The organism is Streptomyces sp. NPDC036822, from assembly GCF_055609145.1.
This window is the reverse complement of record NZ_JBVJPY010000001.1, coordinates 83,318-109,115: the sequence shown is the minus strand read 5'-3', so window position 1 is coordinate 109,115 and position 25,798 is coordinate 83,318. Positions and strand designations below refer to the sequence as shown.

The window sequence follows — 25,798 nt, the reverse complement described above, 5'->3', positions numbered from 1 at the left end:
AGGTAAGCCTTACCTGCGTGATGTACGGCACCGTCGCCGAGATCCGCGTCGCTTGTCACTCCCGAAGGAATTACGCAACAATGGCGTTGTGAAAAACGTCGGAGAGGCTCCCCTGGAGGAACTCGCGACCGGTGAGCGATCCACTCGCAACCGGGTCGCGCGGTCCATCCTGGACCACGGCCCCTCGACGGTCGCCGACCTCGCGCAGCGCCTGCGCCTCACCCAGGCGGCCGTGCGCCGCCATCTCGACTCGCTCGTCGCCGAGAACGTCGTCGAAGCCCGCGAGAAGCGCGTCTACGGAGCCCGCACCCGCGGTCGCCCCGCCAAGGTCTTCGCGCTGACCGACTGCGGCCGGGACGCCTTCGACCAGTCGTACGACTCGCTGGCCGTGGACGCCCTGCGCTGGATCGAGAAGAACGCCGGGGGCGAGGCGGCCGTCGCCGCGTTCGCCCGCGACCGTCTGGAGGCTCAGGCGGAGGCGTACCGCGAGGCCGTCGAGTCGGCGGAGCCCGCCCAGCGCACCGAGGCCCTTGCCAAGGCGCTGAGCGCTGACGGGTACGCTGCCACTGCGCGGAACGCGCCGGTCGGCGAGCAGCTCTGCCAGCACCACTGCCCGGTCGCCCACGTCGCCGAGCAGTATCCCCAGCTGTGTGAGGCGGAGACGGAGATCTTCTCCCGCCTCTTGGGAACGCACGTCCAGCGCCTGGCCACCATCGCCCACGGTGACGGCGTCTGCACCACGTTCATCCCGCACAGCGCCCCTCAGACCACACCATCGTCAGCATCCGCAAGTACGGCCGGGAGGAACCCCGCATGACCACCGAGATCAGCCACCCCGAGCTCGAGGGCCTGGGTCGGTACGAGTACGGCTGGGCCGACTCGGACGCGGCCGGTGCCACCGCGAAGCGAGGTCTCTCCGAGGCCGTCGTCCGCGACATCTCCGGGAAGAAGAACGAGCCGGAGTGGATGCTGAAGCTGCGGCTGAAGGGTCTGCGCCTCTTCGACAAGAAGCCCATGCCGAGCTGGGGCTCCGACCTGTCGGGCATCGACTTCGACAACATCAAGTACTTCGTGCGCTCCACCGAGAAGCAGGCCGCTTCCTGGGAGGAACTGCCCGAGGACATCAAGAACACGTACGACAAGCTCGGCATCCCCGAGGCGGAGAAGCAGCGCCTCGTCGCCGGTGTCGCGGCCCAGTACGAGTCCGAGGTCGTCTACCACCAGATCCGTGAGGACCTGGAGGAGCAGGGCGTCATCTTCGTCGACACCGACACCGCGCTGAAGGAGCACGAGGAGCTCTTCCGCGAGTACTTCGGCACGGTCATCCCGGTCGGCGACAACAAGTTCGCCTCCCTGAACACGGCCGTGTGGTCCGGCGGATCGTTCATCTACGTGCCGAAGGGCGTGCACGTCGAGATCCCGCTGCAGGCCTACTTCCGTATCAACACGGAGAACATGGGCCAGTTCGAGCGGACGCTGATCATCGTCGACGAGGACGCCTACGTCCACTACGTCGAGGGCTGCACCGCCCCGATCTACTCCTCGGACTCCCTGCACTCCGCGGTCGTCGAGATCATCGTGAAGAAGGGCGGCCGCTGCCGCTACACCACGATCCAGAACTGGTCGAACAACGTCTACAACCTGGTCACCAAGCGCGCCGTGGCCTACGAGGGCGCGACCATGGAGTGGGTCGACGGCAACATCGGCTCCAAGGTCACCATGAAGTACCCGGCCGTCTACCTCATGGGCGAGCACGCCAGGGGCGAGACCCTGTCCATCGCCTTCGCGGGCGAGGGCCAGCACCAGGACGCGGGCGCCAAGATGGTCCACATGGCCCCGAACACCTCCTCCAACATCGTCTCCAAGTCTGTGGCGCGAGGCGGCGGCCGCACCTCCTACCGCGGTCTCATCGAGATCGGCGAGGGCGCCCCTGGCTCCAAGTCGAACGTCCTGTGCGACGCGCTGCTCGTCGACACGATCTCCCGCTCGGACACGTACCCCTACGTGGACGTCCGCGAGGACGACGTCTCCATGGGGCACGAGGCCACCGTCTCCAAGGTCTCCGAGGACCAGCTCTTCTACCTGATGAGCCGTGGCATGACCGAGTTCGAGGCCATGGCCATGATCGTGCGCGGCTTCGTCGAGCCGATCGCCAAGGAGCTCCCGATGGAGTACGCGCTCGAGCTGAACCGGCTGATCGAGCTGCAGATGGAAGGGTCCGTCGGCTGACGTTCCGGCGCCCCACCACCAGCTAGCGGCCCGCCCTCTGCGGCGGGCCGAGGATCGAAACGTAGGAAGAGAGCAAGACGACAGCCATGGCTGAGGCTCAGAACATCCCGGCGGGCTCCACCACCGCCGGCTCGATCGCGGTGGCCGCCGAGTCCACCGTCGCCACGCGCATGAGCGCGCCCCCGTCCTTCGACGTCGCGGACTTCCCGGTCCCGCACGGCCGCGAGGAGGAGTGGCGGTTCACCCCGCTGGAGCGCCTGCGCGGCCTGCACGACGGCACCGCCGTCGCGAGCGGCGAGGGCGTCAAGGTGGAGATCGAGGCCCCCGAGGGCGTCACCGTGGAGACCGTCGGCCGTGACGACGCGCGGCTCGGCAAGGCGGGCACGCCCGTCGACCGCGTCGCCGCCCAGGCGTACTCCTCCTTCGAGAAGGCCTCGGTCGTCACCGTCGCCAAGGAGACCGTCCTCACCGAGCCCATCCGGATCGCCGTGCACGGCCAGGGCGGCATCGCCTTCGGCCACCAGGTGATCGAGCTCGGCGCGTTCGCCGAGGCCGTCGTGGTCATCGACCACACCGGCGACGCGGTGCTCGCGGCCAACGTCGACTACCTCCTCGGTGACGGCGCCAAGCTCACCGTGGTCTCCGTCCAGGACTGGGACGAGAAGGCCGTCCACGTCGCCCAGCACAACGCCCGCGTCGGCCGCGACGCGAGCTTCAAGTCGGTCATCGTCACCTTCGGCGGCGACGTGGTCCGCATCCACCCGCGCGTCGAGTACGCGGGCACCGGTGGCGAGGCCGAGCTGTTCGGCCTCTACTTCACCGACGCGGGCCAGCACCAGGAGCACCGCCTCCTGGTCGACCACAACACCCCGCACTGCAAGTCCAACGTGGCTTACAAGGGCGCGCTGCAGGGCCAGGACGCGCACGCCGTCTGGATCGGGGACGTCCTCATCCGGGCCAAGGCCGAGGGCACCGACACCTACGAGCTCAACCGGAACCTGGTCCTCACGGATGGCGCCCGGGTCGACTCCGTCCCGAACCTGGAGATCGAGACGGGCGAGATCGCCGGCGCCGGTCACGCCTCGGCCACCGGCCGGTTCGACGACGAGCAGCTCTTCTACCTGATGGCCCGCGGCATCCCGGAGATCGAGGCCCGCCGCCTCGTCGTCCGCGGCTTCTTCGCCGAGCTGGTCCAGCAGATCGGTCTGCCGGACGTCCAGGAGCGCCTCCTCGCCAAGATCGAGGCCGAGCTGGAGGCTTCCGTCTGATGGCCTTCGTCCGAGTCTGCGCGCTGAGCGAGCTGGAGAGCGACACCCCCAAGCGGGTCGAGGTCGACGGCACGCCGGTGTCTGTCGTGCAGACCGAGGGCGAGGTGTTCGCGATCAACGACATCTGCTCGCACGCGAACGTCTCCCTCTCGGAGGGCGAGGTCGAGGACTGCGCCATCGAGTGCTGGCTGCACGGCTCCAGCTTCGACCTCCGCACCGGTAAGCCGTCCGGCCTTCCCGCGACGCGCCCCGTCCCCGTATACCCCGTAAAGATCGAAGGGGACGATGTGCTCGTCTCCGTCACCCAGGAGTCCTGAGTCACCCATGGCAACGCTTGAAATCCACGACCTGCACGTCTCCGTCGAGGCCGAGAACGGCCCCCGGGAGATCCTCAAGGGTGTCGACCTGACCATCAAGCAGGGCGAGACCCACGCCGTCATGGGCCCCAACGGCTCCGGCAAGTCGACCCTGGCGTACTCGCTCGCCGGCCACCCGAAGTACACGGTCACCGGCGGCACCGTCACCCTCGACGGTGAGGACGTCCTGGAGATGTCGGTCGACGAGCGCGCCCGCGCCGGCGTCTTCCTGGCCATGCAGTACCCGGTCGAGGTCCCCGGTGTCTCGGTCTCCAACTTCCTGCGCACCTCCGCCACCGCCATCCGCGGCGAGGCCCCCAAGCTGCGCACCTGGGTGAAGGAGGTCAAGTCCGCCATGGAGCAGCTCCAGATGGACCCGGCCTTCGCCGAGCGCAACGTCAACGAGGGCTTCTCCGGCGGTGAGAAGAAGCGCCACGAGATCCTCCAGCTGGAGCTCCTCAAGCCGAAGATCGCCATCCTCGACGAGACCGACTCGGGCCTCGACGTCGACGCCCTGCGCGTCGTCTCCGAGGGCGTCAACCGCGTCCGTGAGAGCGGCGAGGTCGGCACCCTGCTGATCACCCACTACACGCGCATCCTGCGCTACATCAAGCCCGACTTCGTGCACGTCTTCGCGAACGGCCGGATCGCCGAGTCCGGCGGCGCCGAGCTCGCCGACCAGCTGGAGAACGAGGGCTACGACAAGTACGTGAAGGGTGGCGCATCCGCGTGACTTCTGCCCATCAGGGGCTCTCCGGCCTCCTCGACACCGAGGCGATCCGCAAGGACTTCCCGCTCCTGGATCGCGTGGTCCACGACGGCAAGAAGATCGTGTACCTGGACTCCGCGGCGACCTCGCAGAAGCCGCGCCAGGTGCTCGACGCGCTCAACACCTACTACGAGCGCCACAACGCCAATGTCCACCGCGGCGTCTACACGGTCGCCGAGGAGGCGACGGCGCTCTACGAGGGCGCCCGTGACAAGGTCGCGGCGTTCATCAACGCGCCGAGCCGCGACGAGGTGATCTTCACCAAGAACGCCTCCGAGTCGCTCAACCTCGTGGCCAACATGCTGGGCTGGGCCGACGAGCCCTACCGCGTGGACCACGAGACCGAGATCGCCATCACGGAGATGGAGCACCACTCCAACATCGTGCCGTGGCAGCTGCTCTCGCAGCGCACGGGCGCGAAGCTGAAGTGGTTCGGCCTCACCGACGACGGCAGGCTCGACCTGTCGAACATCGAAGAGGTCATCACCGAGAAGACCAAGATCGTCTCGTTCACCCTGGTCTCGAACCTGCTGGGGACGGTCAACCCGGTCGAGGCGATCATCCGGCGCGCCCAGGAGGTCGGTGCGCTCGTCTGCATCGACGCCTCCCAGGCCGCGCCGCACATGGTCCTCGACGTGCAGGCCCTCCAGGCCGACTTCGTGGCCTTCACCGGCCACAAGATGTGCGGCCCGACCGGCATCGGCGTGCTGTGGGGACGGCAGGAGCTCCTGGAGGACCTGCCTCCGTTCCTCGGCGGCGGCGAGATGATCGAGACCGTGTCGATGCACTCCTCGACGTACGCCCCGGCGCCGCACAAGTTCGAGGCGGGTACGCCCCCGATCGCCCAGGCCGTCGGCCTCGGCGCGGCCGTGGACTACCTCTCGGCGATCGGCATGGAGAACATCGCGCGCCACGAGCACGCGATCACCGAGTACGCCGTCCGTCGCCTCCTGGAGGTCCCGGACCTGCGGATCATCGGCCCCACCACGGCCGAGGACCGCGGCGCTGCGATCTCGTTCACGCTCGGGGACATCCACCCGCACGACGTGGGCCAGGTCCTCGACGAGCAGGGCATCGCGGTCCGGGTCGGCCACCACTGCGCGCGGCCGGTCTGCCTGCGGTACGGAATTCCTGCGACCACGCGGGCGTCGTTCTATCTGTACTCCACCCCGGCCGAGGTCGACGCCCTGGTCGAGGGTCTGGAGCACGTACGGAACTTCTTCGGCTAGGGGATTCTCGTGAAGCTGGATTCGATGTACCAGGACGTCATCCTGGACCACTACAAGCACCCCCACGGGCGCGGTCTTCGGGACGGCGATGCCGAGGTGCACCACGTCAACCCGACGTGCGGCGACGAGATCACGCTCCGGGTGAAGTACGCCGGGTCGCGGATCGAGGACGTGTCGTACGAGGGCCAGGGCTGTTCGATCAGCCAGGCCTCGGCGTCCGTGCTCAACGAACTGCTCGTCGGCAAGGAGCTGGCCGAGGCACAGAAGATCCAGGGCACGTTCCTGGAGCTGATGCAGTCCAAGGGCCAGCTCGAGCCGGACGACGCGATGGAGGAGATCCTGGAGGACGCGGTCGCGTTCGCCGGAGTCTCCAAGTACCCCGCCCGGGTCAAGTGCGCGCTGCTCAGCTGGATGGCGTGGAAGGACGCGACCGCCCAGGCGCTGGGCGACGCGGAGAGGAAGTCGGCATGACCGAGAACGCCGAGGCCACGATGAAGCCGGCCTCCGAGGAAGAGATCCGCGAGGCGCTGTACGACGTCGTCGACCCCGAGCTGGGCATCGACGTGGTCAACCTCGGGCTGATCTACGGCATCCACATCGACGATTCCAACATCGTCACGCTGGACATGACCCTGACGTCGGCGGCCTGTCCGCTGACCGACGTGATCGAGGACCAGGCGAAGGCCGCCACCGACGGCATCGCCAGCGAACTGAAGATCAACTGGGTCTGGATGCCGCCGTGGGGCCCGGACAAGATCACGGACGACGGCCGCGAGCAGCTGCGCGCGCTCGGCTTCAACGTCTGACCTTCCGCCGGAAATACGGTGAACGGCCATGCCCGCCAGGCACACTGGCGGGCATGGCCGTTTCTCTGTACCAGATCGCGATCGATGTGCACGACGCCAAGCGCCAGGCCGAGTTCTGGACGCGGGTGCTCGACTGGAAGGTGCTCTACGAGGACGAGGAGGAGATCGTCATCGGCGCGGGGGAGCACGCCCTGCCCGGCATCGTGTTCCTCTCCGTGCCCGAGTCCAAGACCGTCAAGAACCGGCTTCACCTCGACCTCTCGCCCGACGACCAGGACGCCGAGGTCGAGAGGATCGTCGGCCTCGGGGCCCGGAGGGTGGACGTCGGACAGGGCGAGGACGTCACCTGGGTGGTCCTCGCCGACCCGGAGGGCAACGAGTTCTGCGTGCTGCGGCCGAAGAAGTCGCTGGTCGACTGAGGGGAACCGCCCACCGCCCGGGTGAGGACGTCGCTCACCGGCCGGACGTGGGGTCCCCGGCCGCCTGGAGGAGGGCCGGGGCCAGGTTCTCCTTGCGGATGCGCTGGTCGACGTAGATCAGGCTGGTGACCAGCGGCGGGAAGACCGAGACGACGATCTGGCCGAGCACCGACAGGATCATGCTGACCGCCAGGAAGGGCGCCATCTCGGCCAGGAGCTCGCCAGGGGACTCGGGGGCGCTCTGCGCGGAGAAGGTCGCGGGGGTCGAGAACAGCTGGGCGAAGGCCTGGAAGAGGGAGCCGGCCGCCCCGGAGATGACGCCCGCCACCAGCAGGGCCCCGAAGATCCGCCACCACGAGCCGTCCACCAGACGCCACGAGCGGCGCATCGCCGCCGCCGCGCGCTGCCTCTCGAAGACCGCCGCCGACGGGGCCAGGCTCAGCTTCACCCAGAGCCAGGTCGCCAGGGGGATCAGCACCAGCGCGCCGACCAGGCCGAGGGCCGGCAGGCCCCAGGAGACCGGGCCCGAGTCGTCGGCCGCCGCGAGGGCCGCCACCATCAGCCCGACGAAGGCCGCGCCGAAGAGGGCCATCGGCAGCAGCATGACCAGCATGGTCAGGAAGACCGTTCCGAGGACCGCGGGCATGCTCGCCCAGGCACGGCGCCACACCGCGCCGAAGGTGGTGGGGCGGCCGAGCACCGCCTCCTGGAGGACGGCGGGGCAGGCGGCGTAGACCACGCCGCTCGCGGCGATCATCGCGATCATGGCGACGAGCCAGACGACGCCGAACGCGATCAGCAGCGGCCGCACGTCGTCCCAGGACGGTTCCTGGTTCCCCGAGAGGTCGAAGAGCCCGGGCAGGTGGTCGCCGACCGCCGCGTAGGCGATCCAGATCGCGGCGGCCACCACCAGCGTCGCGGTGCCGTAGGCGGCCAGCGTCACCCCCATGAGCTGCTTCCAGTGGCGGCCGAGGGTCGCGAAGGCGCCGGTCAGTATCTCGCTCAGCTTGAGCGGCACGAGGGGTATCACGCCGGGCTTCGGCGGGGGCGGTGGGGGAGCGTAGCCGTAGCCGTACGGTCCCGAGTGATGCGTCATGCGGGACACCGTAGCGGCAGGCCCCATGGGCGGGGCGTCCCGGGATGCGTACGCCCGTTCCCATCGTTGTGTACGCTCGTACACATGGGATACGGACTGCTGGCCGGGGCGATCGCCGCGGAGATCGTCGGGACGACGGCCATGAAGTACAGCGACGGCTTCTCCCGGCTCTGGCCCTCGCTCGTCACCGTCGGCGGCTATCTGCTCGCCTTCGCGCTCCTCGCGCAGACGCTCAAGACCCTGGAGATCGGCACGGCGTACGCGATCTGGTCGGGCGTGGGCACCGCGGCCGTCGCCGCCATCGGCGTCCTCTTCATGAACGAGTCGCTCGGTCTCGCCAAGGTCGCCGGCATCGTCCTGATCGTGGCCGGTGTGGTCGTCCTCAACCTCGGCGGCGCGCACTGATGGCCCGCGCCCGCCGCCACGACCCCGAGCGGCGCCGGCGGATCGTCGACGCGGCCCTGCGTGTCGTGGGGCGGCTCGGCATCGCCGGGCTCAGTCACCGGACGGTCGCCGCCGAGGCGGACGTGCCGCTCGGCTCCACCACGTACCACTTCGCCTCCCTCGACGAACTCCTCGTCGCCGCCCTGCGCCAGGCCGACGAGGGCTTCGGACGCGCGGTCCGCGAGAGCGGCGCCCTCGCGGACCCGGGGGCCGACCTCGCGCGGGAGCTGGCCGGCCTGATGGGACAGTGGCTCGGCGGCGAACGGACGGGCGCGGAGCTGGAGTACGAGCTCTACCTGGCAGCCCTGCGCCGGCCCGCCCTGCGCCCGGTCGCCGCCGAATGGACGGACGCCGTCGTCCGGCCCCTCGCGGGGCGGACGGACCCGGTGACCGCCCGCGCCCTGGTCGCGCTCATGGACGGCATCTGTCTGCGGGTGCTGCTGACGGACGGGACGTACGACGAGGAGTACGCGCGGGAGGTCCTGGCCCGGGTGCTCACGCCGGCGGGGCCGAAGCCGGGCGGGGCGCCCGGGACGGGGACGCCCGCGGCCGGGGCGACCGGGCCGCCGGAGCGCCCGCCCGCGGTCTCGGCGGAACCGCCGGAGCATCCGCCCCCCGCCTCGTCGGATCCGCCGGACGGCTCGACCGACACCTGAGACCGGTTGGCCCGCGCGGGGGCCCGCCCGTTAGGTTTTCCGCATGACCACTGCTCCTCGCACCACCGGCGCCGTCGCCGCCGGCCTCGCCACCATCGCCGGTGACGGCACCGTTCTCGACACCTGGTTCCCCGCCCCCGCGCTGACCGACGCGCCCGGCCCCGCCGGGACCGAGCGGCTCACCCCCGACGCCGCGGTCGACGCCCTCGGCGCAGGCGCCGCCAAGGCGATCGGCGTGGACGCCCGCCGGGGCGTCGAGGTGGTCGCCGTCCGTACCGCCATCGCCTCCCTCGACGACAAGCCGCTCGACGCCCACGACGCGTACCTCCGTCTGCACCTGCTCAGCCACCGGCTGGTCAAGCCGCACGGCCAGAGCCTCGACGGCCTCTTCGGCGTCCTCGCCAACGTCGCCTGGACCTCGCTCGGCCCGGTCGCCGTCGACGACGTCGAGAAGGTGCGCCTCAACGCCCGTGCCGAGGGCCTTCACCTCCAGGTGACCTCGATCGACAAGTTCCCGCGGATGACCGACTACGTCGCCCCCGCCGGAGTCCGCATCGCCGACGCCGATCGCGTCCGGCTCGGCGCGCACCTCGCCGCCGGCACCACCGTCATGCACGAGGGCTTCGTCAACTTCAACGCCGGCACCCTCGGCACCTCGATGGTCGAGGGCCGGATCTCCGCCGGTGTCGTCGTCGGCGACGGCTCCGACATCGGCGGCGGTGCCTCCACGATGGGCACGCTCTCCGGCGGCGGCAACGTCGTCATCTCCATCGGCGAGCGCTGCCTGATCGGCGCCGAGGCGGGCGTCGGCATCGCGCTCGGCGACGAGTGCGTCGTCGAGGCCGGCCTCTACGTCACCGCCGGAACGCGCGTCACGATGCCCGACGGCGAGGTCGTCAAGGCCCGCGACCTCTCCGGCGCCTCGAACATCCTCTTCCGCCGCAACTCGGTCACCGGCGCCGTCGAGGCCCGCCCGAACAACGCGGTGTGGGGCGGACTGAACGAGGTGCTCCACAGCCACAACTGACCCGACGTGACCGATGCGGGTGACTCTGCGTTAGCAGGAGGACGCGGATCACAGCGTCATACGAACGGACAAGGCGAGGAGTCGACATGAGGACGAGGCGCACCGTCGTCGGACTGATCGGGGCGTTGACCGCCGCGGCGGTGCTGGTGCCCGTCACGGCCGCCACCGCGGACGAGACACACAACCACTCGCACAACGGGCCGCACGTCTCCCTGATCTCGATCGGCCAGGTCGACGACCCGCTGGAGGACGTCCTGGAGCATGCCGCGATCCTCGGCAGCACGTACGTCAAGGACTGACCCGGCTCCTCGCACGCCGCGGCCCGCCGACCCTCTCCGGGGCGGCGGGCCGCGGCGCAGGGCCCGGCCGGCCTCCGCTCAGCGGGGCGGCAGGGCGAGCTTGAAACCGTCGTGGCTGCGCGCGAAGCCCAGGGAGGCGTAGAAGCGGTGGGCGTCCGACCGCCGCTTGGCGCTCGTCAGCTGCACGAGCCCGCAGCCGCGGGCTCGGGCCCGCTCCACGGCCCGGCCCAGCAGCTCCCGGCCGAGCCCGCCACCGCGCCGGTCGGCCCTGATCCGGACCGCCTCGATCAGCGCGCGCTCGGCGCCGCCCTTGCCCAGGCCGGGGATATAGGTGGCCTGCAGACACCCCACGACCGTCCCGTCTTCCTCCACCAGCACCAGGATCTCGTTGCGCGCGTCGCCCTCGATGTCCGCGAAGGCCCGCTCGTACGCCTCCGTGACGGTGACCGAGGTCGGGTCGACGACGTGCTCCTCGTCGGCGAGCAGGGCGAGAACGGCCGGGAGTTCGGCGCGGGTGGCGGCACGGAAGATCATGACCGGAGTCTGCCACGCACCCGTTTGACCTCAACCATGGTCGAGGAAACAGGCTGGAGCCCCGACGACAGGAGGATCCGTCATGCGCTCCGTACTCCAGCCCCACGCCCGTCCCGACGCCACCCGCGCCGGCGTCGGACTCGTCCTCGCCGGCACCTGGCGGGTCGGCACGCCCGAGCGGCAGCGGACGGCCGTCGACGCGATCGCCCGGGCCTGGCAACGCCGGGACTGGCCGGACGCCGGACTCCTGTCGTACTCCGTGTACACCGGGACCGACGGCCGGACACTGCTCCACCACTCCCAGTGGACGAGCGAGGAGGCGTACCAGCGGTACGTCCACGCGGTCCGCGACGACCGCAACGCCGAGATCGACGCGGCGGTCCCCGGCGTCGAGCGGGTCGGGCTGCGGCGCTACGGGCCGCCGTACCGCTCCGCCGTGCTCGACGAGGAGCGCGCCCTCGCCGTGCCCGGCTGTGTCGTGACCGTCGAGGCCTCCTTCGACGGGCCCGACGCCGATCGGCAACGCGCCTGGGTGGACACGGTGTGCGCGGCGATGGCCGACGACGCCGGCCGGCGCCCGGCCCGCGGCGGCATCGCGGCGCACTTCCACCTCGCCACCGACGGCTCCGGAGTGCTGAATCACGCCGAGTGGGAGAGCGAGCAGGCCCATGCCGTGTGGCAGGCCGAGCAAGGCCCGCTCACCGACGCCTGGGCGGCGGTGCACCGGTTCCCCGGTCTGAGCGGCAGCCGCGTACGGCGGTACACGCCCGCGCTGAGCCTGCACGCGGGCGTGTGACCGGCCGGCACCCGATCCACCGGCCGGCCCCTGCCGCTACGGGCGGAAGCGCAGGACCTGGGGGTCGTGGTCGCTGTTCTGGTCGGCGAACTCCGCGTTGATGTGGACGCTGTCGTACTCGAAGTGGTGGATCCCCGGGCTGGTCAGGATCTGGTCGAGGACCTGGCTGTTGCCCTGGTAGACGTACGAGTAGCGCTCGCCGCGCGGCAGCGACTTCACGGCCGGGTAGAGCGCCCCGCCGTCCGTCAGTGCCTTCGTGGTCTCGGAGAACTCGAAGTCGTTGATGTCACCGAGCACGAGCACGTCGGCCTGCTTCTCGACGGCGAGGACGTCCTTGACGAAGGCGTTCACGGCCTGCGCCTGGAGCAGGCGCTTGGCCTCGGAGGAACGGTTCGGCGGCTGGTGGTGCGAGGTGAGGCCCTCGTCGCCGCCCTTCGAGCCGAAGTGGTTGGCGATCACGAAGACCGTGCGGCCGCGGAAGGTGAACTCGCCCGCCAGCGGCTTGCGGCTGCTCTCCCAGGCCGTGTTCGCCGGATCGATCCGCCCGGGGGAGAGGGTCAGCGCGGCCCGGCCGCGCTCGCCGCGCACGACACCGGTCGCCGTCGTCGCGTCGCCGCCCGCCCGGTCGGTGAAGGAGACCCGCTCCGGGTTGAAGAGGAAGACCTGACGGATGTTGCCGCCGGGCTCGCCGCCGTCCTTGTTGTTCTCCGGGTCCACGGAGCGCCACTCGTAGGCCGGGCCGCCGGCCGCGGTGATCGCGTCCGTGAACTTCTTCAGCGTCTGGCCCGCGGCGACCGTGCCGTCGTTCTTGGCGCCGTTGTCGTCCTGGATCTCCTCCAGGGCGAGGATGTCGGGCGAGGCCAGGTTGTCCACCACGGCCGCGGCCAGCGCGTCGAACTTCTCCTGCGGGTCGGACGGGTCGAGGTTCTCGACGTTGTACGTCGCCACGGCCAGCTCGTTCTTGTGCTGCTTGTCCGTCGTCTCGCGCTCGAGACCGCGGTCGACGACGGTGCCCATGGTGCGCGCGGTCACGGTGTAGCCGCCGAACTGGTTGAAGTCCAGGGGGCCTTCGGTGCTGCCGGCGAGGACGTCGCCGACGTTCGCCTTCGGGAAGGGCTTCTCGGCGATCGGGGTCAGCGACTGGATCTGGAGCCGGCCGGTGTTCTGGGCGGTGTACGAACCGTAGACGGCGCCGCCGCGACGGTTGTCGTTCTCCCAGGGCTTCACCGTCACCCACAGCTCGGAGTACGGGTCGGTGGCGCCGACCACCCGCGAGGTGCCGACGCGGACGTTGGTGCCCTCCAGGGACTCGTAGTAGTCCAGGGCGTACGACTCCGGGTCCAGTGCCAGGCCGTTGATGGATCCGGCGGCGGCCGGGTCGCCCTCGGGGGCGTACGCGTCCGGCACGGAGAAGCCGGAGATCGTCACGGGGGCCGGGACGGCGTTGCCGGAGGAGACCACGGTGACCGTCGGCCGGGTGATCTGGGTGAGCGACTGGTTGCCGGAGTTCAGGCCGCCGGGGACGTACTCGCCGACGGTGCCCGCCACGCTCACCGCGTCGCCGACGGCGACGGTGGGGACGGAGCTGGTGAAGACGAACAGGCCCTCGCTGGTGGCCGGGTCGTCGTCGCCTTGCGGGTCCTGGATCCAGAACCCGCGCGAACCGTAGGTGCGCACGCCGGTGACGATGCCCGTGACACCGGTGACCTGGCGGCCGACGAGGGGCGAGATACGGGTCGTGCCCTGGATGTCGTGGACGCGGACGCCCGCGGTGGTCCCCGCCGGGGTCGTCTCCGCCGAGGCGGAGGAGCCTGCGAGGAGTCCGGCCGCCAGCGCGGCGGACACGACGGCGGCGACGGCCGCGGATCTCGGTATGGAGGAAGGCATCAAGGGGCTCCGGAGGTGCTTGGAGGATCGGTCGATGTATCTACGCGCGTCAATCTCTTGGCTGCGCGCCCTCCTTGTCAAGGGTCGACGGGTGTACGAAGGCTGACGGAATCGTGAACCGGATGACCTCGCCGCAATTGCGTCTACCCTGAAGGCCGTCTCTGACCGACTCGGGCCCCCACCCCCCCATCGCTTCGAGGAGAAGACCCTTCATGGCATCGGACCGCCCCACCCTGCCGCCCGTTCAGCTGCACTCGGACGCGGAGCTGGCGCGGGACGCCCTGGCCACCCCCCTGCTCGCCCGCGCCGTGCGGCTCGCCCGCTGGGCCGGGCCGGAGACCAGGGTCGGCGTGGGAGGCGAGCTGCTCGACGAGCAACTGCCCGCGGCCGCCGAGGCGCTGGGGCTGGCGGCGGACGAGAACGGCGCGGCCGACGCGAGCGAGGCCTGGCGGGTCGCCGTGGACACCGGTCTCGTGGAGACCGAGGACGGGGACGTCGCCGGTGACGAGGGCTCCGAAGACGGCGCGCACGAAGGGTCCGGCGACGCGGCGGACGACGCCGGAACGGGCGTCGGCACGGTCACGGCGGGCGAGAACCTCGCCCTCCTCACCGGCGGCGGCGCGCCGCTCGACGTCCTCGGCATCTGGCTGGACGCGCTGGACGTCGTCTTCGCCGACGCCACCGCGCCCGTGCTCGAGGACCTCGCGGAGGTCATCGGCGAGGACGGCGAGATCGACTTCGAACTGCTCGACTGGAACCCCGAGGAAGAGGCGGAGTTCCTGGAGGGCGTGCTGGGCAACCTGTACTTGCTGACCGTCGGCGAGGCCGGGGCGGGCGACGGCCCCGTGCCGCTGCCCGCGCTCGCCGCGTCGATGATCGTGCCGGACGACATGGGCGAACCGACGGACGACGTCCTGGAGCAGGTGTCGGAGGCGATGATGCGTCTCGACGACCAGTTCCGTCTGCTCGAACCGATCGGGCTCGTCGAGTACCAGCCCGTCGACGAGGCGCTGATGGCGGAGGAGGGCGAGGAGCCGGCCCCGCCGGTCGACGAGGAGGACGTCACGCGGTACGGCATGGTGCGCCTGACGCCGCTCGGCCTGTACGGCGTCAGGGCCCGGATGCTGGAGGCGGGCGTGGACGCGCCGGCGGTCGGCGACCTGGCCGACAAGGGAGCCGACGCGCTGCTCGACGGGATCGCGCACTACCCGCTGACGGCGGCGCGCGCCGAGACGGTGGGATGGCTGGCCGGGAGGGACGCGCTGACGGCGGCGCGCGAGCTGCTCGCGGCCGCGCGGGGTGCGGACGCGGGGTCGCCGCTGCGGCGCCTGCACTGCCAGCAGACCCTGTCCCTGGTCGGCGAGGGGGCGGAGCCCGCGGTCCGCGAGGTCCTGGACGACGCGGAGCTGGGGGGCCTGGCGAGGGTCTGGCTGGCGGAGCGGGGAGCGACGGACATCCCGGCGCCGCCGGAGTCGATGATCTTCTGGCTGGCGATCGACACGATCGCGGCGCAGCTGGAGGCGGACGGCGACCTGGAGGAGCTCCAGGACCTGGCCGAGGGCCTGACCGGCCGTCACAGCGGCTTCTTCGAGGCGGCCTGGCGGGTGGACCACCCGGCGACGGCGGAGGTCCTGGAGGCGCTGGGCCGCCTCCACCGGGACAAGGGCGCGGCGAAGGAGGCCCGCAAGGCCGCCTTCAAGGCGAGGTCCCGCACGGGGGCGTGACGGGGCGCGCGGGCCCGGGCGCCTGACCTGACGGCGGCCCGGGGGCGCGACGGTGGCCCTGGCCCGGCTGAGGGGCATCGCGCCGGACGACGGTGAGGGCCGGTGCCCGCGCCACGGGCGGCGCCCAGCGCCGGCGTGCGGGTCAGGTGCGTATGTGGGACGCGCCGTTGAGGTCGAGGGTGGTGCCCGCGCCACGGGCGTGGCTCGGCGCCGGCGTGCGGGTCAGGTGCGCAGGTGGGACGCGCCGTTGAGGTCGAGGATGGTGCCCGAGGACCACTCCGCCGCCGGGGACGCGAGCCAGAGGACCGCCGCGGCGATCTCGTCGGCCGAGGCGACGCGGTGGAAGGGGCTCTGGGCCAGGATGGCCGCCCCCTCCGGGCCCGTGAGGCGGGGGGCGACGCGTTCGGTCGCGAAGAACCCCGGGGCGACCGAGGCGACGCCGATGCCGTGCGGGGCCAGCGAGACCGCGAGCGACTGGCCCAGCGCGTGGACCGCCGCCTTCGTCGCCCCGTACGCCGGGTGGTCGGGCTCTCCCCGGAACGCCCCGCGCGAACCGATGTTGACGATCCGTCCGCCACCGCCCTGCTCGATCATCCGCCGCGCCGCCAGATGACTCAGGTTCGCCGTGGCGAGCAGGTTCACGGAGACGTGTCGCTGCCAGAGCGCCACCCACTCCTCGTACGGAGTCTCCGGCAGCGGGTGCCGGATGTTCACGGCCGCGTTGTTCACCAGCACGTCGATCCCGCCCAGCGCCTCCGCCGCCGCGTCCGTCACCGTCACCGCCACCGCCGGATCCGCCAGGTCGCCGCCGACCAGGGCGTGGCCCGTGCCGTCGAGCGAGTCGAGGGTCGCCCGGGCCTCCTCGGCGCGCGAGCCGTAGTGGACGGCCACCCGGTCGCCGTTGGCGGCGAAGGCCTGGGCCACGGCGCGGCCGAGGCCCCGCGACGCACCGCTGATCAGGACCCGTCGACCGGACGCGGGGAGGTTCATGGAGGGAGGCCCTTCTGTTCGACCGGCGTGCGCACGCGCACGGGACCGTGTGCCCCGACATCCGGTGACAACGGGGGAGACGTACGCCATGCCCCTCCACCGTAGAGAGTTCGCCAGGCGGTCCGCCGCCGCGGGTGCCGGTCTCGCGACCTCACCAGCACCGCCGGCGCCCTCGCCACCGCCCCCGAGGCGCTCGCCGCCGACCGCCTCCCTGCACCGCCGACCGTACGCGGCGGCCCCGTTGACCTGGTCAGCCCCGGTGACTGACACCTAACATGTCAGCTCATGGACGCACTGCGGCCCGTGGGCCGGACGCTTCTGCGTGACCAGGCGTACGAGGCCCTGCGCGACGCGATCGTGCGCGGGGACCTCGCGCCCGGTTCCGTGGTCAAGGACGCCGATCTCGCCGAGCGGCTGGGGCTCTCGCGCGCACCCGTGCGCGAGGCCCTGGCCCGGCTCGCCGACGAAGGTCTCGTGGAGACCAAACCCCAGAGCTACACCCGGGTCACCCGCCTCGTCAGCCGGGTCGTCCGGGACGCCGCCGCGGTCGTGCGGGTGATGCACGAACTCGCCACCCGCACCGGCGTGCCGCTGCTCGGCCCCGAAGGCATCCGGGCCATGCGCGAGGCCAACGTGCGCTTCGCCGCCGCCGTGCGCTCCGCCGACGTGGAGGCCGCCCTGCGCGCCGACGACGAACTGCACCAGGTCCTCGTGAGCGCCAGCGGCAACCACGCCGTCGCCGCCACCATCGACCGGTACACCCCGCTCCTGCGCCGCGTCGAGCGCCGCCTCTTCGGCGACACCGGAGCCTGTGGCTCGGCCGCGCTGCACGACCGCCTGATCGCGGCGTGCGCGGCGGGGGACACGGACGAGGCCGTCACGGTGACGACGGAGATCTGGCGCGCCCTGGAGGAACTCGCCGACGACGCCGCAGACGTGACCGCCGTACGCGGACGCGTTCCCCAGCCCTTGTAGTCCGGAGCCGCTGTAGGCCGGCCGGCGCAGGACACCGCGCCCCTCCTGCCCCCCGCGCCCCTCCTGCCCCCCGCGCTCGCTCCGCCGCAGCACGTCCCGTCACGCGCAGCACGTCGTACGCCCGCACGTTCCGCACGGCACGTCACGACCCCGGGAGCCGCCATGCCGATCGCCGACTTCGACCGCTATCCCCTGCTGTTCGGTCCTTCCCCGGTCCACCCCCTCGAACGGCTCGGTGACCACCTCGGCGGCGCCACCCTCTGGGCCAAGCGGGAGGACTGCAACTCCGGTGTGGCGTACGGCGGCAACAAGACCCGCAAGCTGGAGTACCTCGTGGCCGACGCCCTGGCGCAGGGCTGTGACACGCTCGTCTCCATCGGCGGGGTGCAGTCCAACCACACCCGCCAGGTCGCCGCCGTCGCCGCCCGCGCCGGGCTGAGGTGCGTGCTGGTCCAGGAGAGCTGGGTGGACTGGCCCGACCCGGTCTACGACAAGGTCGGCAACATCCTCGTCAGCCGCCTCACGGGCGCCGATGTGCGCCTGGTGAAGGCCGGGTTCGGCATCGGGTTCAAGGAGAGCTGGGAGCTGGCCCTGCGGGAGGTCGAGGAGAGCGGAGGCAAGCCGTACGCCATCCCGGCCGGCGCCTCCGACCATCGCCTCGGCGGGCTCGGCTTCGCCCACTGGGCCTATGAGGTGGCCGAGCAGGAGCGGACGCTGGGGGTCTTCTTCGACACCGTCGTCGTCTGCTCGGTGACCGGCTCCACCCAGGCCGGCATGGTCGCCGGCTTCGCCGCGCTCGCCGAGGAGGGCGGCCCGGCACGCCGGATCATCGGCATCGACGCCTCGGCGAAGCCCGGAGCGACCCACGAGCAGATCACCCGCATCGCCAGGAACACCGCCGCCCTGATCGGCGTCGAGCGGGAGATCACGGCCGCGGACGTCGAGCTGCACGACCGGTATCACGCCGGGGTGTACGGCATCCCCGACGAGGCCACCCTCGACGCGATGCGGCTCGCCGCCCGTACGGAGGGGATGGTCACCGACCCCGTCTACGAAGGGAAGTCGATGGCGGGCCTGATCGACCTGGTGACACGGGACGAGATCGGCCGTGACTCGACCGTCCTCTACGCCCACCTCGGCGGTCAGCCGGCCCTCGACGCCTACAGCGCGCTGTTCTGACCGCCGCGCGCACCGTCCACGGCGGGCCGTGGACGGTGCGGCCGTGGACGGTGCGCGTCGGTTGCGCGGGGGAGCGCGTCGCCCCGCGGTGCTCCGCGTGCGGGTGCGTGGTTCAGAGCGCCTGGGCGGCCGGTTTCACCATGCCGCGGACGGTCCGGGACTTCACGAAGTCGCCCAGCGCCGTCATCTCCCACTCGCCCGAGAACTGCTTGATGAGCTTGGCCATCATGACGCCGGTCTGCGGCTCGGCGCCGGTGAGGTCGAAGCGGACCAGCTCCTCGCCGGTCGCCGCGTCCATCAGCCGGCAGTACGCCTTCGCGACCTCGGTGAACTTCTGCCCGGAGAACGAGTTCACCGTGAAGACCAGGCCGGTCGCGTCGGCCGGGAGACGGCCGAGGTCGACGACGATGACCTCGTCGTCGCCGGCTCCCTCACCGGTGAGGTTGTCCCCGGAGTGCTTGATCGAGCCGCTGAGGATGGACAGCTTGCCGAAGTAGCAGCTGTCCAGGTGGTTGCGCTGGGGGCCGTAGGCGATGACCGAGGCGTCGAGGTCGATGTCCTTGCCGCGGTACGCCGGCTCCCAGCCGAGGCCCATCTTGACCTGTGAGAGCAGCGGCCGGCCGCCCTTGACGAGCGAGACGGTCTGGTTCTTCTGGAGGCTGACGCGGCCCTTGTCGAGGTTGATCTTGCCGGGGGCGGCGGGGGGCGCGGGAGGGGTCGCGGCGGCCACGCGCGGGTCGGCGGGGGCGGCCACCGGAGGGGCGGTCACGGGCGGGGCGACCGGCGGGGCCGGGGGAGCGGCCGGGGCCGCGGCGGCGGGCGCCGCCGGCTCCTCGTCGACGGAGACGCCGAAGTCGGTGGCGATGCCGGCGAGCCCGTCGGCGTAACCCTGGCCCACGGCCCGCGCCTTCCAGGCGCCGTTGCGCAGATAGATCTCCACGACCACCAGCGCCGTCTCCGTGCCGAGCCGCGGCGGGGTGAAGGTGGCGAGGACGCTGCCGTCGTCGGCGTTGCGGATCGTCGCCGTGGGCTCGATGCCCTGGAAGGACTGGCCGGCCGCGTCGGGGCTCGCGGTGACCACGATCTTCTCGATCCCGGCCGGTACCGCTCCGGTGTCCACGACGATCGCGTCCGGCGCCGTGCCGCCGCCGGAGCGGTACGCCACGCCCGGGCCGGCCGGCTGGTTGTAGAAGATGAAGTCGTCGTCCGAGCGCACCTTGCCCTCGGGAGTGAGCAGCAGGCCCGAGACGTCGAGCCGCACCGGAGCGGCGACGTCCACCGCCACGCGCGCGGCGGAGAGAGGGATGTTCGAGCCGGGGGTCATAGCGGTCATGCCAGGGCTAACGAGCGAGACCGCTTTGCCGTTCCCTTACCTTCCCGCCCTTCGGCCACTTCGGTTACGCGGGTGGTCGCGGGCGGTCCGTTCGTTGCCGAACTTGTAGGCGCCGGTCCAGCGGGCCATCACCAGCTGGGCGTCGCCCGACGCCACCTCCGCCAGGAACTTCTCGGCCCGGCCGCCGCGCAGGGTGCCGGCGGCGCGGCCGCGGTGGGTGAGCAGGACCGCGCCGTCCGCGCGCCGCTCGTAGCTGAATCCGAAAGGCTGAGGCATGACGGGCATCCTGCCGGTCGGAGGCGGGTCCGTCATACGAATATTCTTGCGACTCGTGGGTGGGAGTTCTTTTCGTACGCGGGACGTCGACCAGGCGCGGCTCGAGATCGACGCGCGGTACTACGCCAACTTCATGGACGTCATCGAGCGGCGGAGCCGTCCCTTCACGGCCCGTTTCGACACCGTCGAGCTGGGCCCGCTGGTCATCGGCGACCTCGCCTGCGGGGCGGACGTCCGGATGCGTTTCGGCGAGCTCGGCGCGTTCCACGTCAACGCGCCGCTGAGCGGGACCATGGAGCTGCGTCAGGGTGGTGGGAGGGCTCCGCTGCTCGCGACGGCGGCCGAGGCGGTGGTGCTCGACCCCGTCGGGGACACCTTCCTCGACCGCTGGAGCGGGGACTGCCGGGCGCTCTCCGTCAAGATCGACGCGGCCGCGCTGAGCGACCGCCTGGAGCGCCTGACGGGACGCCCGCTGCGCAGCCGGCTCTCCCTCGCCCCGCGCCTGGACACCTCGCGCGGCCCCGGGCTCGCCTGGGTGCGCTTCGCCGGGCAGGTGGCGCGGGAGGCGCTGCGCGGGGACGGCCTGGCCCACCACGAGCTGGTCGCCCTGCCCCTCCAGGAGGCCCTGCTGAACGGGCTGCTGCTGGCCGCCGAGCATCCCTGGCGCGAGGAGCTGGACCGTCCCGGCGAGCGGCTGCGGCCCGCACCCGTCAAACGCGCGATGGACGCCGTACGGGCACGGCCAGAGCACCCCTTCACCACCACCGAACTGGCCCTCCTCGCCAAGGTGAGCGTGCGGCGGCTCCAGGAGTCCTTCCGGCAGTACGTGGGGATGTCACCGATGGCGTACGTCCGCGAGGTCCGGCTCGACCGGGTCCACGAGGAGCTGCGGGACGGTGAGCCGGGCGAGCTGGGGGTGGGCGACGTGGCCTGGCGCTGGGGGTTCGCGCACCAGGGGCGGTTCGCCGCGCAGTACCGGACGCGGTTCGGCGAGACGCCCTCGCAGACGCTGAGGGCCACCGGCGCCACCCGCCGGGGCCCCGTCCGGGCCTGAGCCGCCGGGCCCGGCCCGGCCCGACGTGCCGCGCTTCACGGACAGGCTCCGCGCTGCGCGGATAGTGCCGGACGGGCGGCGTCCCTAGAGTGCGGAGGTCGGGTGTGCCCTGCAGGCCCTGACCCGGGCCCCGGCCGGCGCTCCCCCGCATGTCCGGCCGGGCCCGCGTACCTTCCCGCCGTCCGCGTCGGCTCAGGACGGCCAGCGCGGCGGGTCGGTGCAGAAGTGGCCGCCCAGGTTCGCCTCCGCCGGATCGTCGTCGGCCGGCAGGCCCCGCTCGGCGATGATCCGCTCCGCGAAGGGTTCCGAGTCGTCCTGGGGGTCGTACCCCAGGGCCCGCGCGGAGGAGAGGTCCCACCACAGACGGGTGTTGGCGGAGGAGCCGTAGACCACGGTGTGTCCCACGTTGTCGGCGGTGAGGGCCGCGTGCAGCAGCCGGGCGCAGTCCGCCGGGCTCAGCCACATCGACAGCATCCGCACCGAGGTCGGCTCGGGGAAGCAGGAGCCGATCCGCACCGAGACGGTCTCGATGCCGTGCGTGTCCCAGTAGAACTGGGCCATGTCCTCGCCGAAGCACTTGGACAGGCCGTAGAAGGTGTCCGGCCGGTGCGGGGTGCCGACCGGGATCAGGGGATCGTCGCCGCGGGGGCGCGGGGTGAAGCCCACGGCGTGGTTGCTGGACGCGAAGACGATCCGGCGCACCCCCTCTTCGCGCGCGGCCTCGTAGAGGTGGTGCAGGCCGGTGACGTTGGCGGCCATGACCTTCTCGAAGGTGGACTCCAGGGAGATCCCGGCGAGATGGACGACGGCGTCCACGCCCCGGACGGCCTCGCGCAGCGCCTTGCGGTCGGCGAGGTCGGCGACGATCGCGTCCGGTGCGCCGTCGACGGGCACGACGTCGAGCGGCCGCAGGGTGTATCCGTGGGCGGGCAGCAGCTCCCGCATCAGGGTGCCGACGCCACCGGCGGCGCCGGTGAGCAGGACGGTGCGGGGTGTGGACATGTAGCGGAGTCTCCGTCCATAGATCGCATTCACAACCATGGACACGCTAAGGAGTGCTCCACGGGTCGTCAAGAGTCCATGGGCGGGCCGTCAAGAGTCCATGTGGCAACGGGCCTGCGCCTTGACCGGCGCTCGACGCCTGCCTTAGCGTGAGCTTGTTCATGAATATGGACGACAATCAGAATTGTGCACGACGGTGCACGACGGACTTCTCTGGGAGCGCCCGTGACCTCAGCCCCGCTCGCCGACCGGCTCGACGGCCTGCTGTTCTTCCCCGTCACCGCCTTCGGTCCGGACGGCGCCGTCGACCTCGACCTCTTCCGCGCCCATGTGCGCGCCGGCGTCGAGGCGGGCGCGGCCGCCGTCTTCGCCTGCTGCGGCACCGGCGAGTTCCACGCCCTCACCCCGGAGGAGTTCCGGGCCTGCGTCGCCGCCGCGGTCGAGGAGACCGCGGGCCGCGTTCCCGTCGTGGCCGGCGCCGGCTACGGCACGGCGCTCGCGATCCAGTACGCCCGCCTCGCCGAGGAGGCGGGCGCCGACGGGCTCCTCGCCATGCCCCCGTACCTCGTGGTCGCCGACCAGGCGGGGCTGCTGCGGCACTACTCCGCGCTCGCCGCCGCGACCTCGCTCGACGTCATCGTGTACCAGCGCGACAACGCGATCCTGACCCCGGAGACCGTCGTCGCGCTCGCCCGCGTCGACGGCGTCATCGGTCTCAAGGACGGCCTGGGCGACCTCGACCTCATGCAGCGCATCGTCAGCGCCGTGCGGGCGGAGGGCCTTGACCTGCTCTACTTCAACGGCCTGCCCACCGCCGAACTCACCGGGCTCGCCTACCGGGGCATCGGGGTCACGCTCTACTCCTCCGCCGTCTTCTGCTTCGCCCCCGACATCGCCCTCGCCTTCCACCGCGCCCTCGCCTCCGGCGACGACGCGACCGTGGAACGGCTCATCGACGGCTTCTACCGGCCGCTCGTCGAACTCCGCGCCCAGGGACGCGGCTACGCCGTCTCACTGGTCAAGGCCGCCGTCCGGATGGGCGGTCTGGACGTGGGGGAGGTGCGGCCGCCGCTGAGCGAGCCGGCGCCCGAGCACCTCAAGGAACTGGCCGCGATCATCGAGCGCGGGCGGGCACTGCTGGGCGGAGCGTCGTGAGGGCCGGGACGTTCGTCTACCCCTGGGACGTCGTCGGCGACCCGGCGGCGCCGGGCCTGCTCGCGGAGCTGGGCGTAGCGCAGGTGACCCTCGCCTCCGCGTACCACTCCACGCGGGCCCTCACCCCCCGCCACCCCGCGCACCGCGTCGTCACGGCCGAGCACGCCGCCGTGCTCTACCCGCCGGACCCGGCCCGCTGGGCCGGGCGCGACCCGCGGCCGTACCCGGCGGGGGAGTGGGCGCCGGGAGACGCGTACGGCGAGGCCGCCGAGGCGCTCGCGGACGCGGGCCTGGAGGTCCACAGCTGGGTCGTCCTGGCCCACAACTCCCGGCTGGGCGCGGAGCGTCCGGAGACCTCGGTCGTCAACGCGTACGGCGACCGCTACCCCTGGGCGCCGTGCGTCGGCACGCCCGAGGTCCGCGCGTTCCTGGTCGACCTGGCGGCCGAGGCGGCGGTACGGCCCGGAGCGGCCGGCACCGAGCTGGAGTCCTGCGGCTGGTACGGGCTGGCCCACCTGCACGCCCACGACAAGACGGCGGGCGTGCCCCTGGGCGACGCGGAGCAGTACCTCATGTCCCTCTGCTTCTGCGCGTCGTGCCGGCAGGGGTACGGGGAGGAGGGCGCGGACCCCGACGCGCTCGCGGCCGCCGTACGGGCGGCCCTGGAGCCGGTGTGGACCGGGGGGCCCGCCGGGCGGCTCGACGCCGCCCACTCCGACGCCGCCCTGTCGTGGCGCACCCGGGCCGCCCGCGCCTTCCAGGAGGCCGCGGTGGACGCCGTCCGGGCGGCCGCCCCGCCCGGCTTCCGCGTCCTGCTCCACGCGGACCCGCTCCCGCACCGCTGCGGAGCCAACGTCGGCACCGACCCGGCCCACGTCCTCGCCCTCGCGGACGGCGTCGTCACCCCGGCCACCTCGGTCGCCGGCTTCGCCGCGCACGCGGCCCCGGGCACCGTCCTCGCGGCCAACTTCCCGGTCGTCACGGGCATGGGCGGCTCCCCGGGCACCCTGACCGACGACGCGAAGCGCGCGGCGGACGCCGGGGCGACCGAACTCCGCCTCTACCACGCCGGGTTGGCCTCGGACGCGGACCTCGCGGCGGTACGGGAGGCCCTGCGGGCCCTCGCCTGAGACGCGCGTCCCCCGTCCGCGCCACCAGGGGCCGGGGCATCGCGTGCGCGGTGGCGCCCTGTCCCCGGTCGGACGGGGCGCCGCCGTCCGTCCCTGAGGGGCCCCGGGCGCAACGCACGGAGGTGCCGGGCCGCGTCCGGCGCGGTCAGGCCACGGCCTTCTCGCGGCCGCGGTTCTCGTGGCGCAGCGCCGCCCCCGTCACCACCGCGCCCAGGCCCTCCCACAGGCCGACGCCGAGGAAGCCCGCCGGGGCGCGGCCCGTCAGCACCGCCAGCGTGAAGACGGCGCAGGTGAGGAGACGGAAGGGGACCGTCCAGCGGAAGAAGGCCTTCCAGTCGGCGAGGGCGGCCAGGACGTAGTAGACGCCCATGTTCAGCGCCGCCATGGAGGAGGCGGTCATGAAGACGAGGGTGTGGTCCCCGTCCGCGCGTTCCCCGCCGGGTACGGGCTCGAAGCCCATGAGCCCGAGCAGGGTGTCCGGGGAGACGAGACCCACCACCCCCAGGGCCGCTGCGAGCAGCCCGAAGACGGCCATGGTCCAGCCGGACAGGGAACGGGGCAGGCGCATGGGCACGGCGGGGTCCTCCGCGGGATCGAATCTATGCTCGGGTCATGAGTGCCCTTGCATATCGTGTCGCGGCCCCCGGGGACCAATCGGCCGTGGCCGCGCTCGACGACTCGTTCACGACGGAGCACGTCTACGAAGTCGCCGCCGGGGACGTCGGTTTCGGGCTGCGCATGGTCGCCGTCGACCCGCCGCTGACCAAGGTCTTCCCGGAGGACCCGGAGGACCCGCAGGACGGGGAGCCCGACGAGGCTCACGAGATCGTGGCCGTCGACGCCGACGGGACCGTCCGCGGATGCGTCGCCGTCGCCGTCGAGCGGTGGAACCGCCGCCTCGTCGTCCGGCGGATCACCGTCGACCCCGCCCACCGCGGCCGCGGCATCGGCGGCGAGCTGATGCGCCGCGCCCTCGCGTACGGCCGCGAGCAGGGGGCCCGTACCGCCTGGCTCGAGGTCACCAGCGTCAACGTCCCGGCCGTACGCGCCTACCGGCGCATGGGATTCCGGCTCTGCGGCCTGGACACCACGCTCTACACCGGCACCGCGTCCGAGGGCGAGACCGCCCTCTTCATGGCCAGACCGCTGTCTTGAGCGACCCGCC

28 protein-coding genes and 1 pseudogene are annotated in these 25,798 nt (G+C 72.2%); 21 read left to right on the top strand and 8 right to left on the bottom strand.

Annotation, left to right across the window (positions count from 1 at the left end; translation table 11 throughout):
- The first annotated feature begins 88 nt into the window (after window positions 1–88).
- The 9 genes from ACZ68P_RS00565 to ACZ68P_RS00525 all read left to right on the top strand — a co-directional run bounded on the left by ACZ68P_RS00565 (window position 89) and on the right by ACZ68P_RS00525 (window position 7,076).
- The gene (locus tag ACZ68P_RS00565) at window positions 89–817 is read left to right on the top strand and encodes a helix-turn-helix transcriptional regulator (RefSeq protein WP_365715228.1); all 729 of its coding nucleotides are present in this window, start codon (window positions 89–91) and stop codon (window positions 815–817) included.
- Window positions 814–2,229 (top strand): Fe-S cluster assembly protein SufB, encoded by a 1,416-nt coding sequence (gene sufB / locus ACZ68P_RS00560; RefSeq protein WP_365715229.1) that lies wholly within the window; start codon window positions 814–816, stop codon window positions 2,227–2,229. The genes ACZ68P_RS00565 and sufB overlap by 4 nt, the downstream gene beginning before the upstream one ends.
- An 86-nt stretch (window positions 2,230–2,315) precedes the next feature.
- Window positions 2,316–3,497, top strand: a complete 1,182-nt coding sequence (gene sufD / locus ACZ68P_RS00555; protein ID WP_471000444.1) for a Fe-S cluster assembly protein SufD — start codon at window positions 2,316–2,318, stop codon at window positions 3,495–3,497.
- Window positions 3,497–3,814, top strand: coding sequence for a bifunctional 3-phenylpropionate/cinnamic acid dioxygenase ferredoxin subunit (locus ACZ68P_RS00550; protein ID WP_365715231.1), 318 nt, complete (start codon window positions 3,497–3,499; stop codon window positions 3,812–3,814). Before sufD ends, ACZ68P_RS00550 begins: the two co-directional genes overlap by 1 nt.
- A 7-nt stretch (window positions 3,815–3,821) precedes the next feature.
- Window positions 3,822–4,586, top strand: a complete 765-nt coding sequence (gene sufC, locus ACZ68P_RS00545; protein ID WP_365715232.1) for a Fe-S cluster assembly ATPase SufC — start codon at window positions 3,822–3,824, stop codon at window positions 4,584–4,586.
- Window positions 4,583–5,851: a cysteine desulfurase gene (locus ACZ68P_RS00540; RefSeq protein WP_365715233.1), complete on the top strand. Its 1,269-nt coding sequence runs from the start codon at window positions 4,583–4,585 to the stop codon at window positions 5,849–5,851. Before sufC ends, ACZ68P_RS00540 begins: the two co-directional genes overlap by 4 nt.
- A 9-nt stretch (window positions 5,852–5,860) precedes the next feature.
- Window positions 5,861–6,322, top strand: coding sequence for a Fe-S cluster assembly sulfur transfer protein SufU (gene sufU, locus ACZ68P_RS00535; protein ID WP_365715234.1), 462 nt, complete (start codon window positions 5,861–5,863; stop codon window positions 6,320–6,322).
- Window positions 6,319–6,657, top strand: coding sequence for a metal-sulfur cluster assembly factor (locus ACZ68P_RS00530; protein WP_365715235.1), 339 nt, complete (start codon window positions 6,319–6,321; stop codon window positions 6,655–6,657). Before sufU ends, ACZ68P_RS00530 begins: the two co-directional genes overlap by 4 nt.
- A 53-nt stretch (window positions 6,658–6,710) precedes the next feature.
- Window positions 6,711–7,076, top strand: a complete 366-nt coding sequence (locus tag ACZ68P_RS00525; protein ID WP_471000439.1) for a VOC family protein — start codon at window positions 6,711–6,713, stop codon at window positions 7,074–7,076.
- Between the two features lie 34 nt (window positions 7,077–7,110).
- Here ACZ68P_RS00525 and ACZ68P_RS00520 read toward each other — a convergent pair whose 3' ends face one another.
- Window positions 7,111–8,172 (bottom strand): DUF7847 domain-containing protein, encoded by a 1,062-nt coding sequence (locus tag ACZ68P_RS00520; protein WP_471000436.1) that lies wholly within the window; start codon window positions 8,170–8,172, stop codon window positions 7,111–7,113.
- 84 nt (window positions 8,173–8,256) lie between these two features.
- Between ACZ68P_RS00520 and ACZ68P_RS00515 the strand changes: the two genes are divergently transcribed.
- From ACZ68P_RS00515 to ACZ68P_RS00500, 4 genes and pseudogenes are all read left to right on the top strand, one after another.
- Window positions 8,257–8,577: a DMT family transporter gene (locus ACZ68P_RS00515; RefSeq protein WP_471000433.1), complete on the top strand. Its 321-nt coding sequence runs from the start codon at window positions 8,257–8,259 to the stop codon at window positions 8,575–8,577.
- Window positions 8,577–9,152: pseudogene (locus ACZ68P_RS00510) on the top strand (TetR/AcrR family transcriptional regulator); the annotation flags it as partial. The gene ACZ68P_RS00515 and the pseudogene ACZ68P_RS00510, both read left to right, overlap by 1 nt.
- A gap of 163 nt (window positions 9,153–9,315) precedes the next feature.
- A complete protein-coding gene (dapD, locus tag ACZ68P_RS00505; RefSeq protein WP_471000430.1) occupies window positions 9,316–10,299 on the top strand; it encodes a 2,3,4,5-tetrahydropyridine-2,6-dicarboxylate N-succinyltransferase in 984 nt (327 codons plus the stop codon).
- 86 nt (window positions 10,300–10,385) lie between these two features.
- Entirely contained in the window at window positions 10,386–10,598 is a 213-nt protein-coding gene (locus ACZ68P_RS00500) for a hypothetical protein (RefSeq protein ID WP_365715240.1), read from the top strand.
- A gap of 78 nt (window positions 10,599–10,676) precedes the next feature.
- Here the strand turns inward: ACZ68P_RS00500 and ACZ68P_RS00495 are convergent, their stop codons facing one another.
- Window positions 10,677–11,132: a GNAT family N-acetyltransferase gene (locus ACZ68P_RS00495; RefSeq protein ID WP_471000427.1), complete on the bottom strand. Its 456-nt coding sequence runs from the start codon at window positions 11,130–11,132 to the stop codon at window positions 10,677–10,679.
- An 82-nt stretch (window positions 11,133–11,214) separates the two neighbouring features.
- Between ACZ68P_RS00495 and ACZ68P_RS00490 the strand changes: the two genes are divergently transcribed.
- Window positions 11,215–11,928, top strand: a complete 714-nt coding sequence (locus tag ACZ68P_RS00490) for an antibiotic biosynthesis monooxygenase (protein WP_471000424.1) — start codon at window positions 11,215–11,217, stop codon at window positions 11,926–11,928.
- Between the two features lie 36 nt (window positions 11,929–11,964).
- Here ACZ68P_RS00490 and ACZ68P_RS00485 read toward each other — a convergent pair whose 3' ends face one another.
- Window positions 11,965–13,815 (bottom strand): endonuclease/exonuclease/phosphatase family protein, encoded by a 1,851-nt coding sequence (locus ACZ68P_RS00485; RefSeq protein ID WP_471000420.1) that lies wholly within the window; start codon window positions 13,813–13,815, stop codon window positions 11,965–11,967.
- 212 nt (window positions 13,816–14,027) lie between these two features.
- Here ACZ68P_RS00485 and ACZ68P_RS00480 point away from each other — a divergent pair, with 212 nt between their 5' ends.
- Window positions 14,028–15,539 carry a hypothetical protein gene (locus ACZ68P_RS00480; RefSeq protein WP_471000418.1) on the top strand — a complete coding sequence of 504 codons (1,512 nt, stop codon included), beginning with the start codon at window positions 14,028–14,030 and terminating at the stop codon, window positions 15,537–15,539.
- A 222-nt stretch (window positions 15,540–15,761) separates the two neighbouring features.
- Here ACZ68P_RS00480 and ACZ68P_RS00475 read toward each other — a convergent pair whose 3' ends face one another.
- Entirely contained in the window at window positions 15,762–16,529 is a 768-nt protein-coding gene (locus ACZ68P_RS00475; RefSeq protein ID WP_471000416.1) for an SDR family NAD(P)-dependent oxidoreductase, read from the bottom strand.
- Window positions 16,530–16,814: 285 nt separating this feature from the next.
- Between ACZ68P_RS00475 and ACZ68P_RS00470 the strand changes: the two genes are divergently transcribed.
- Window positions 16,815–17,504, top strand: a complete 690-nt coding sequence (locus ACZ68P_RS00470) for a GntR family transcriptional regulator (RefSeq protein ID WP_471000414.1) — start codon at window positions 16,815–16,817, stop codon at window positions 17,502–17,504.
- 162 nt (window positions 17,505–17,666) lie between these two features.
- Window positions 17,667–18,683 carry a 1-aminocyclopropane-1-carboxylate deaminase gene (locus tag ACZ68P_RS00465; RefSeq protein WP_471000411.1) on the top strand — a complete coding sequence of 339 codons (1,017 nt, stop codon included), beginning with the start codon at window positions 17,667–17,669 and terminating at the stop codon, window positions 18,681–18,683.
- A 112-nt stretch (window positions 18,684–18,795) separates the two neighbouring features.
- On the opposite strand, the gene ACZ68P_RS00460 is transcribed toward ACZ68P_RS00465, so the two are convergent.
- The gene (locus ACZ68P_RS00460; protein WP_471000408.1) at window positions 18,796–20,016 is read right to left on the bottom strand and encodes a TerD family protein; all 1,221 of its coding nucleotides are present in this window, start codon (window positions 20,014–20,016) and stop codon (window positions 18,796–18,798) included.
- A 36-nt stretch (window positions 20,017–20,052) separates the two neighbouring features.
- Window positions 20,053–20,292, bottom strand: coding sequence for a hypothetical protein (locus tag ACZ68P_RS00455; protein ID WP_471000405.1), 240 nt, complete (start codon window positions 20,290–20,292; stop codon window positions 20,053–20,055).
- A 55-nt stretch (window positions 20,293–20,347) separates the two neighbouring features.
- On the opposite strand from ACZ68P_RS00455, the gene ACZ68P_RS00450 reads away from it, so the two are divergent.
- Entirely contained in the window at window positions 20,348–21,346 is a 999-nt protein-coding gene (locus tag ACZ68P_RS00450) for an AraC family transcriptional regulator (protein ID WP_471000402.1), read from the top strand.
- Window positions 21,347–21,538: 192 nt separating this feature from the next.
- Here ACZ68P_RS00450 and ACZ68P_RS00445 read toward each other — a convergent pair whose 3' ends face one another.
- Complete coding sequence (locus ACZ68P_RS00445; protein WP_471000399.1) at window positions 21,539–22,348, bottom strand: NAD-dependent epimerase/dehydratase family protein; 810 nt, start codon at window positions 22,346–22,348, stop codon at window positions 21,539–21,541.
- A gap of 225 nt (window positions 22,349–22,573) precedes the next feature.
- Here ACZ68P_RS00445 and ACZ68P_RS00440 point away from each other — a divergent pair, with 225 nt between their 5' ends.
- Window positions 22,574–23,503 (top strand): 5-dehydro-4-deoxyglucarate dehydratase, encoded by a 930-nt coding sequence (locus ACZ68P_RS00440; protein ID WP_471000396.1) that lies wholly within the window; start codon window positions 22,574–22,576, stop codon window positions 23,501–23,503.
- A complete protein-coding gene (locus ACZ68P_RS00435) occupies window positions 23,500–24,633 on the top strand; it encodes a hypothetical protein (protein WP_471000393.1) in 1,134 nt (377 codons plus the stop codon). Before ACZ68P_RS00440 ends, ACZ68P_RS00435 begins: the two co-directional genes overlap by 4 nt.
- Window positions 24,634–24,778: 145 nt before the next feature.
- Here ACZ68P_RS00435 and ACZ68P_RS00430 read toward each other — a convergent pair whose 3' ends face one another.
- Entirely contained in the window at window positions 24,779–25,201 is a 423-nt protein-coding gene (locus tag ACZ68P_RS00430) for a hypothetical protein (protein ID WP_471000390.1), read from the bottom strand.
- A gap of 44 nt (window positions 25,202–25,245) precedes the next feature.
- Between ACZ68P_RS00430 and ACZ68P_RS00425 the strand changes: the two genes are divergently transcribed.
- Window positions 25,246–25,788 (top strand): GNAT family N-acetyltransferase, encoded by a 543-nt coding sequence (locus tag ACZ68P_RS00425; RefSeq protein WP_471000387.1) that lies wholly within the window; start codon window positions 25,246–25,248, stop codon window positions 25,786–25,788.
- Window positions 25,789–25,798 lie beyond the last annotated feature (10 nt).

Coding starts and splice junctions, on each gene's coding strand:
- sufB (WP_365715229.1), top strand. CDS start 814: ATGACCACCGAGATCAGCCACCCCGAGCTCGAGGGCCTGGGTCGGTAC.
- sufD (WP_471000444.1), top strand. CDS start 2,316: ATGGCTGAGGCTCAGAACATCCCGGCGGGCTCCACCACCGCCGGCTCG.
- ACZ68P_RS00550 (WP_365715231.1), top strand. CDS start 3,497: ATGGCCTTCGTCCGAGTCTGCGCGCTGAGCGAGCTGGAGAGCGACACC.
- sufC (WP_365715232.1), top strand. CDS start 3,822: ATGGCAACGCTTGAAATCCACGACCTGCACGTCTCCGTCGAGGCCGAG.
- ACZ68P_RS00530 (WP_365715235.1), top strand. CDS start 6,319: ATGACCGAGAACGCCGAGGCCACGATGAAGCCGGCCTCCGAGGAAGAG.
- ACZ68P_RS00525 (WP_471000439.1), top strand. CDS start 6,711: ATGGCCGTTTCTCTGTACCAGATCGCGATCGATGTGCACGACGCCAAG.
- ACZ68P_RS00520 (WP_471000436.1), bottom strand. CDS start 8,172: ATGACGCATCACTCGGGACCGTACGGCTACGGCTACGCTCCCCCACCG.
- ACZ68P_RS00515 (WP_471000433.1), top strand. CDS start 8,257: ATGGGATACGGACTGCTGGCCGGGGCGATCGCCGCGGAGATCGTCGGG.
- dapD (WP_471000430.1), top strand. CDS start 9,316: ATGACCACTGCTCCTCGCACCACCGGCGCCGTCGCCGCCGGCCTCGCC.
- ACZ68P_RS00500 (WP_365715240.1), top strand. CDS start 10,386: ATGAGGACGAGGCGCACCGTCGTCGGACTGATCGGGGCGTTGACCGCC.
- ACZ68P_RS00495 (WP_471000427.1), bottom strand. CDS start 11,132: ATGATCTTCCGTGCCGCCACCCGCGCCGAACTCCCGGCCGTTCTCGCC.
- ACZ68P_RS00490 (WP_471000424.1), top strand. CDS start 11,215: ATGCGCTCCGTACTCCAGCCCCACGCCCGTCCCGACGCCACCCGCGCC.
- ACZ68P_RS00485 (WP_471000420.1), bottom strand. CDS start 13,815: ATGCCTTCCTCCATACCGAGATCCGCGGCCGTCGCCGCCGTCGTGTCC.
- ACZ68P_RS00480 (WP_471000418.1), top strand. CDS start 14,028: ATGGCATCGGACCGCCCCACCCTGCCGCCCGTTCAGCTGCACTCGGAC.
- ACZ68P_RS00475 (WP_471000416.1), bottom strand. CDS start 16,529: ATGAACCTCCCCGCGTCCGGTCGACGGGTCCTGATCAGCGGTGCGTCG.
- ACZ68P_RS00470 (WP_471000414.1), top strand. CDS start 16,815: ATGGACGCACTGCGGCCCGTGGGCCGGACGCTTCTGCGTGACCAGGCG.
- ACZ68P_RS00465 (WP_471000411.1), top strand. CDS start 17,667: ATGCCGATCGCCGACTTCGACCGCTATCCCCTGCTGTTCGGTCCTTCC.
- ACZ68P_RS00460 (WP_471000408.1), bottom strand. CDS start 20,016: ATGACCGCTATGACCCCCGGCTCGAACATCCCTCTCTCCGCCGCGCGC.
- ACZ68P_RS00455 (WP_471000405.1), bottom strand. CDS start 20,292: ATGCCTCAGCCTTTCGGATTCAGCTACGAGCGGCGCGCGGACGGCGCG.
- ACZ68P_RS00445 (WP_471000399.1), bottom strand. CDS start 22,348: ATGTCCACACCCCGCACCGTCCTGCTCACCGGCGCCGCCGGTGGCGTC.
- ACZ68P_RS00430 (WP_471000390.1), bottom strand. CDS start 25,201: ATGCGCCTGCCCCGTTCCCTGTCCGGCTGGACCATGGCCGTCTTCGGG.
- ACZ68P_RS00425 (WP_471000387.1), top strand. CDS start 25,246: ATGAGTGCCCTTGCATATCGTGTCGCGGCCCCCGGGGACCAATCGGCC.